Here is a 7,844-nt window from a genome sequence, read left to right on the forward strand (position 1 = left end):
CCCCATCCGAGGCGGCGCCGAAATCCGGCGCGTCCGGTCCCATCATCTCGTCATAGAGGTGTTTGGCGTGGACAAGGTTCGGGTCCGGATGGTGGCCGCCGAAATCCGGCAGCGGCTTGAAATTGCGGCAGGTGCCATTGGGCGCGCCAAGCCGGTTTTCCAGGATCTCCTTGGCGTAGGGACCGGTCACCGCGTGCATGGCGTCGAAGCGCATGCGGAAGCCGGACTTGAAGAGTTTGCGCAGGGCGTCGAAATCGAACAGGCTTTCCATCAGCGCGGCATAGTCCACGACCGGATCGATGATCTCGACCGTCATGCCGGCGGCCTTGACCGTTCCTGTTGTGTCGATGTCGATCGGATCGATATCGGCGATCTTGAAGCTCGAAATCGCCTTGGTCTTTTCGAAGATCGCGTCGGTGAGCTTTTCCGGCGCCGGGCCGCCATTGCCGGCATTGTACTTGATGCCGAAATCCTCATGCGGGCCGCCCGGATTGTGGCTGGCCGACAGGATGATGCCGCCAAAGGTCTTGTATTTGCGGATGACATGCGAAGCGGCTGGCGTCGACAGGATGCCGCCCTGCCCGACCATCACCTTGCCGAAGCCGTTGGCGGCTGCGATGGCGATGGCCTTCTGGATGACCTCGCGGTTGTAGAAGCGGCCGTCGCCACCGATCACCAGGGTCTTGCCCTTGAAACCGTCGAGCGCGTCGAAGATCGACTGGATGAAATTCTCGGCATAGTGCTCCTGCTGAAAGACAGGCACCTTCTTGCGCAGGCCCGACGTGCCGGGCTTCTGGTCGGAATAAGGCTTGGTGGGAACGGTCCGTATCATGCTTCAGGCAACCCTTTTCGAAAGCAGCGAACGATAGAGTTCGACGTATTTTTCCGCGCTCTTGTCCCACGACACATCGGCTTTCATGCCCTGGCGCTGCAGTGATTCCCAGACCGTCGGACTGGCATGGGCGTCGACGAGGCGGCGGATAGCGTGCAGCAAGGCGCCGCCATTGTTGGGCGCGAACTGGAAGCCGGTGGCGACGCCGGCAGAGACGGCAGCCTCATTGGCGTCGATGACCGTGTCGGCGAGGCCGCCGGTGCGCGCGACTACCGGCACGCAGCCATAGCGCAGGCCGTAAAGCTGCGTCAGCCCGCACGGTTCGAAGCGCGAGGGAATGACGATGGCGTCGCAGCCGCCCTGCATGATGTGCGACAGCCCCTCGTCGTAGCCGACGACGACGCCGATGCGGCCGCGATGCCTGGCGGCGGCGGCAAGCAGCGCGCCTTCGAGACCGGCATCGCCCGATCCCAGGATGGCGAGCCGCGCACCCGTCGCGACAATGCCGTCGACCACCAGCGCCAATATGTCCATGCCCTTTTGCCAGGTCAGGCGGCTGACCACGCAGACGATCGGGCTGTCATCGCGCTCAAGGCTGAAGCGGTCCTCCACGGCAGCCCTGTTGGGTGCGCGCGCCTTCAGCGTGCTGGCCGTGTAGTTGGACACCAGATGCTTGTCGGTTTCCGGATCCCAGATGCCGGTGTCGATGCCGTTGACGATGCCATGGAGATCGCTGGAGCGCATGTTGATGAGGCCGTCGAGGCCCATGCCGAATTCGGGCGAGCGGATTTCCTGCGCGTAGGTCGGACTGACCGTGGTGATCGCCCAGGCGGCCTGCAGGCCCGCCTTGAGGAAGCCGACACAACCATAATATTCGACGCCGTCGAGCGCCATCGCCGCCGCCGGCAAGCCAAGCTCGCCGAAAATGCCGGCGCCGAACTGGCCCTGGAAGGCGAGGTTGTGGACGGTCATCATCGAAGGCACGCCGACCGCCTTGCCATAGCGCATATAGGCCAGCGTCATCGCCGACTGCCAGTCATGGGCGTGCACGATGTCGGGCTGGTAGCCCGAGATGGCGCCGCCGGCAATGTCGCCGCCGACCTGGCTCAACGCCGCGAAACGCCGCCAATTGTCTGGCCAGTCGACGCCAGTCGCATTGCCATAGGGGCCGCCGGGACGGTCGAACAGATGCGGCGCATCGAGCACGAACAGTTCGAGCCCGGCGAGTTGGACGGAATGGACAGAGGCCTTGCCGCCCTGCAGCAAGGGGTATTGCAGAACCGCCCGCTTTTTCTTGAAGGCGGCCATGACGGTCGGAAAGCCGGGCATGAGCGTGCGCACGGTCACGCCCTTGGCCGCCAAGGCAATTGGCAGCGCGCCGGTCACGTCGGCAAGCCCACCGGTCTTGATGAGCGGGAAAATTTCCGGCGTGACCGACAGAACCTGCATGCGTCAGAGCCCCAGCTTGTCGATCATGTCCTGGGTGACCAGGCAGATGCCCTTTTCGGAAACGCGGAAGCGCTTGGCGTCGAGAATAGGATCTTCGCCGACCACCAGCCCTTCCGGTATCCTAACACCATGGTCGATGACCACGCGCTTCAACTTTGCGTTCCGGCCGACATGAACGTCGGGCAGCATGACGACTTCTTCGAGCGTCGAATAGGAATTGATGCGCGCGCCGGTGAAGATCAGGCTTTTTTTCAGCGAAGCCCCCGAGACGATGCAATCGCCCGAAACCAGCGAAGACACGGCCGAACCGCGGCGGCCATCCTCGTCATGCACGAACTTTGCCGGCGGCTTCAATTCGGCATAGGTCCAGATCGGCCAGTCGCGGTCGTAGAGGTCGAGCTCCGGCGTGATATCGGTCAGGTCGATATTGGCTTCCCAATAGGCGTCGACCGTTCCGACATCGCGCCAGTAGGCCTCGTTCTCAGCGGTCGAACGGACGCAGGACTTGGCGAAGCGGTGCGCGATCGCCTTACCGTGCTGGACGATATAGGGGATGATGTCCTTGCCGAAGTCGCGGCTCGAGCCCGGCTCGGCCGCATCGCGGCGCAACTGCTCCATCAGAAACTTGGTCTTGAAGACGTAAATGCCCATCGAGGCCAAGGCAAACTCCGGCTTATCGGGAATGCCGGGCGGATCGGCGGGCTTTTCGACGAAGGCGATGATGTTGTCCTTGCCATCGACATGCATGACGCCGAAGCCGGTGGCTTCAATGCGCGGCACTTCGAGGCAGCCAACGGTGACGTCGGCATTGGCGTCGACGTGCTGGCGAAGCATCATCTCGTAGTCCATCTTGTAGATGTGGTCGCCAGCCAGGATGACCATGTATTCGGGTCCGTAGGCCTCGATGATGTCGATGTTCTGATAGACGGCGTCAGCCGTGCCCTCATACCACTGCGTTTCCGAGACGCGCTGGCTGGCCGGCAGGATGTCGAAGCTTTCGTTTCGCTCGGGGCGCAGGAAGTTCCAGCCGCGCTGCAGATGACGGATCAGCGAATGCGCCTTGTACTGGGTGGCAACGCCGAGGCGTCGAATGCCGGAGTTAAGCGCGTTGGAGAGCGCGAAGTCGATGATGCGCGTCTTGCCGCCGAAATAGACGGCCGGCTTGGCACGCCGGTCGGTCAGTTCCTTGAGGCGGCTGCCACGGCCGCCGGCCAATACATAGGCCATGGCATCGCGCGCCAGCGGCTGGGTCCGTTTCAAGTCTGCCATTTCTACCCTCCCAAGTTACTCGATCTCGACATGTTACTCAGTGTCGATGGGTTCAGTCGGCGACGAGCTCGAGCATGATCGTGGACAGCGGCGGCAAGAGCATCGTCGCGGCGATGCTTCCTTCCTCCGCCCGCGCCTCGACCATGCCGCCATTGCCCTTGCCGGAACCGCCATATTCAGAAGCGTCGGTGTTGATGATCTCGCGCCATTTGCCTGATGTCGGCAACGGCACGCGATAATTATCGCGCGGCACCGGCGTGAAATTGGAAATGACGGCCACTGGGCTGCCGCCCGGCGCACTGCGAAGCCAGGCAAAAACCGAATTCTGGCTGTCGTCGACGATCAGCCAGGAAAACCCTTCCGGCTCACAATCACGGCCATGCAGTGCCGGGCGCGAACGGTAGAGATAGTTGAGATCGCGCACCGTCTGCCAGACGCCGCGATGCGGCCGGAATTCAAGCAGGTTCCAGTCGAGCGCGCGCGCCTCGCTCCATTCGCGGCGCTGCGCGAACTCCTGCCCCATGAAAAGCAGCTTCTTGCCGGGATAGCCCCACATGAAAGCGTAGTAGGCGCGTAGCGTCGCAAACTTCTGCCAGTCGTCGCCGGCCATCTTGCCAAGCAACGTGCCTTTGCCGTGCACAACCTCGTCATGCGAGAGCGGCAGCACGAAATTCTCCGAGAAGGCGTAGGTCAGGCCGAAGGTGAGGTCGTTGTGGTGGTGCTTTCGGAAGATCGGCTCCTTGGAGAAATACTCCAGCGTGTCGTGCATGAAGCCCATATTCCACTTGAAGCCGAAGCCGAGGCCGCCTTCATGCACCGGTGCCGAGACCTTCGGCCATGAGGTCGATTCCTCGGCTATGGTCATGACGCCCGGATGATGGCCGTAGACCTCCTTGTTCATCTTCTGCAGGAAGCTGACCGCCTCGAGATTCTCGCGGCCGCCCTTCTCGTTGGGGATCCATTCGCCGGCCTTGCGTGAATAGTCGAGGTAGAGCATCGAGGCGACCGCGTCGACGCGCAAACCGTCGACATGGTATTTCTCGGCCCAGAACAGCGCATTGTTGACCAGGAACGACACCACCTCGCGGCGGCCGAAATTGTAGATCGCGGTGTTCCAGTCGGGATGAAAACCCTTGCGCGGATCGGCATGTTCATAGAGCGCGGTGCCATCGAAATTGGCCAGGCCATGCGCGTCGACCGGGAAATGTGCCGGCACCCAGTCGAGGATGACGCCGACGCCGGCGCGGTGGGCGCCATCGACGAAACGGGCAAAGCCGTCCGGGTCGCCAAAGCGGGCCGACGGCGCGTAAAGGCCGGTCGTCTGGTAGCCCCAGGACGGGTCGTAGGGATGTTCAGAGATCGGCATGAATTCGATGTGGGTGAAACCGGTCTCGACCACATAGGGGATCAGCCGGTCGGCCAACTCGTCCCATGACAGGAACGTTCCGTCGTCGCGAAGCTGCCAGGAGCCGGCATGGACCTCGTAGATCGAGATGGCTTCTCGCCGGTGATCGGCATTGCGCCAGAAATTGCGATGCGCCTCGTCGCCCCACTCGTGCGCCGGCGGCACCGCCACGACCGAAGCAGTAGCCGGACGCAGTTCGGATTTGAAGGCGAACGGGTCGGCCTTCAGCGGCAGCCTCACACCATCGGGGCCGATGATCTCGTATTTGTAGGGTCGTCCGGCACCGATGTCGGGTACGAACAGTTCCCAGATACCGGTGTCGCGGCGGTCTCGCATGGTGTGCCGGCGGCCGTCCCACTCGTTGAAGTCGCCGACCACAGAGACGCGCCGCGCATTGGGAGCCCAGACGGCGAAATGCACTCCGGTGGCGCCTTCGTGATCGATGACATGGGCGCCGAGCTTGTCGAACAGCCTTAGATGCGAGCCTTGGGCGATGTAGTAATCGTCCATCGGGCCCAGCACCGGACCGAACGAATAGGGATCGGTCAGCCACCAGTCGCCGCCGGCGTTCCTGGCATGATAGCGCAGGGGTTGCCGCTTCTTGATCGAGAGCTTGCCTTCGAAAAAGCCGCCATCGTCGCGCCTGGACAGTTCACCCGCGATGGTGCCGGTCAGCGTGTAGGCGGTGACGAATTCGGCATTCGGAACAAAGCACCGGGCATACAGGCTCTTGCCGACCTCATGGACACCAAGGACGGCGAAGGGATCTCCGTGCGTGCCGGCAACAATCGCCGCGACATCGCCGGCTGGCGCCAGTCCATCCGGCCCGCTTGTCGCAGCGGTCGCGCGCGGCTTCTTCATCAGGCAGTGTCCCTCCCCGGGCACCAAGTGTTTGTTTCTAGTGATGTGAATCCGACATTCAATTCACATCACCGGGACCACATTGTTTGCGGCCTCATGCAATCACATCAGACGGGCACGTTCCAGATTTCTTTCGCATATTGGCGGATCGTGCGATCGGAGGAGAACCAGCCGACACGCGCAACGTTGCGGATTGCCCGGGCGTACCAGTCGGGACTGTTGCGCCAGACCGCATCGACCTCGCGCTGGGCGGCGGCATAGGCATCGAAATCGGCGGCAACCATGAACCAGTCGCTGTTGTAGAGACCGTTGATGAGATCGCGGTAACGCTCCGGATCGTCCGGCGAGAAGACGCCTGACGAAACAGCCGCAACCGCTTGCGCCAGCTCAGGCGAGCCTTCGATGACGGCGCGCGGATCGTAGCCGTTGTTGCGCCGCTCGGCGACCTCGGCGGTGGTCAGGCCGAAGATGAAGATGTTGTCGTCGCCGACGCATTCCTTGATCTCGACATTGGCGCCGTCGAGCGTGCCGATGGTCAGCGCACCGTTCAACGCGAACTTCATGTTGCCGGTGCCCGACGCTTCCATGCCGGCGGTCGAGATCTGTTCGGACAGATCGGCGGCCGGCATCATGATCTCGGCAAGGCTGACATTGTAGTTCGGCACGAACACCACCTTCAGCAGACCCCGCACGGCCGGATCGCGGTTGATGACCTTGGCGACATCGTTGGCGAGTTTGATGATCAGCTTGGCATTGTGGTAGCTGGGCGCCGCCTTGCCGCCGAAGAATTTCACGCGCGGCATCCAGTCGCGCTCGGGATGCGAGCGGATCTGGTCGTAGAGGGCGATCGCCTCGAGGATATTCAGAAGCTGGCGCTTGTATTCATGGATACGCTTGATCTGGATATCGAACAGCGCCGAGGGATCGACCTTGATGCCGAGCCGGTCGGCGACGAGGTTGGCCAGCCGCGCCTTGTTGGCTCGCTTGACGGCGGCGAACTTGTCGCGAAAGGCGGCATCGCCGGCGAAACCGTCGAGATCCTTGATGGCGTCGATGTCATCGAGAAAGCGGTCGCCGATCGCCTCGCGGGCAAGCGACGTCAGCCCGGGATTACACTGGATCAGCCAGCGCCGCGGCGTGATGCCGTTGGTCTTGTTGTTGATGCGATCGGGATAGAGCTTGTGCAGATCGGCGAACACCGTCTCCTTCATCAGGTCGGTGTGAAGCGCCGAAACGCCGTTGATCGAGTGCGAACCGACAAAGGCCAGATTGCCCATGCGCACCCGGCGGTCGCCATTTTCCTGGATCAGCGAGATGCGGCCGATCTGCTCGTCCGAGAACTGGTTGGACGCACGCGCCTCCAGAAGCACTTCAGCGTTGATGGCATAGACGATCTGCATGTGGCGCGGCAAAAGCCGCTCGAACAGCGGCACCGGCCAGCTTTCCAGTGCCTCGGGCAGCAGCGTGTGGTTGGTGTAGCCGAAGGTGCGCTGGGTGATGTCCCAGGCCTGATCGAAGTCCATGCCGTGGACGTCCATCAACAGGCGCATCAACTCCGGCACAGCGATGGCCGGATGGGTGTCGTTCAGGTGGATCGCAGCCTTGTCGGGCAAGGACTTCAGGTCGCCATATTGGCTGAGATGGCGCTGGACGATGTCCTGCAGCGATGCGGTGGAGAAGAAATATTCCTGCCGAAGCCGCAGTTCCTGCCCGGCCTTGTGGGAATCGGCGGGATAGAGCACGCGCGACAAGGCATCGGCCTTGTTGCTTTCGGCGAGCGCGCCGATGTGGTCGCCGGCATTGAACTTGTCGAGCAGGATCGGATCGACCGGCATGCCCGACCAGAGCCGCAGCGTGTTGACGCGGTTGGCCCGCCAGCCGACGACGGGCGTATCATAGGCGACGGCCAGCACATGCTCGGTCGGCTTCCAGACATGGCGTTCGAGGCGGCCGTCCTTGGAGGTGATCGATTCCACCGAACCGCCGAAACCGACCTCGAACGAGCGCTCACGGCGTTCGAATTCCCAC

At 62.5% G+C, this 7,844-nt stretch carries 5 protein-coding genes; all 5 read right to left on the bottom strand.

The window, feature by feature from the left end; all coding sequences use genetic code 11:
* The coding region (locus EN925_RS14240) for an alpha-D-glucose phosphate-specific phosphoglucomutase (protein WP_128336638.1) at positions 1–832 on the bottom strand (832 nt) is incomplete at its 3' end.
* A gap of 3 nt (positions 833–835) precedes the next feature.
* A complete protein-coding gene (gene glgA / locus EN925_RS14245; RefSeq protein ID WP_128336640.1) occupies positions 836–2,281 on the bottom strand; it encodes a glycogen synthase GlgA in 1,446 nt (481 codons plus the stop codon).
* A gap of 3 nt (positions 2,282–2,284) precedes the next feature.
* Positions 2,285–3,550: a glucose-1-phosphate adenylyltransferase gene (gene glgC, locus EN925_RS14250; protein ID WP_127385087.1), complete on the bottom strand. Its 1,266-nt coding sequence runs from the start codon at positions 3,548–3,550 to the stop codon at positions 2,285–2,287.
* 52 nt (positions 3,551–3,602) lie between these two features.
* Complete coding sequence (gene glgB / locus EN925_RS14255) at positions 3,603–5,816, bottom strand: 1,4-alpha-glucan branching protein GlgB (RefSeq protein WP_063171712.1); 2,214 nt, start codon at positions 5,814–5,816, stop codon at positions 3,603–3,605.
* Positions 5,817–5,923: 107 nt separating this feature from the next.
* A partial coding sequence (locus EN925_RS14260; protein ID WP_128336641.1) for a glycogen/starch/alpha-glucan phosphorylase occupies positions 5,924–7,844 on the bottom strand: 1,921 nt, incomplete at its 5' end.

Source organism: Mesorhizobium sp. M7A.F.Ca.US.006.04.2.1 (assembly GCF_004022915.1).
GTDB classification, from domain to species: Bacteria; Pseudomonadota; Alphaproteobacteria; order Rhizobiales; family Rhizobiaceae; genus Mesorhizobium; species Mesorhizobium ciceri.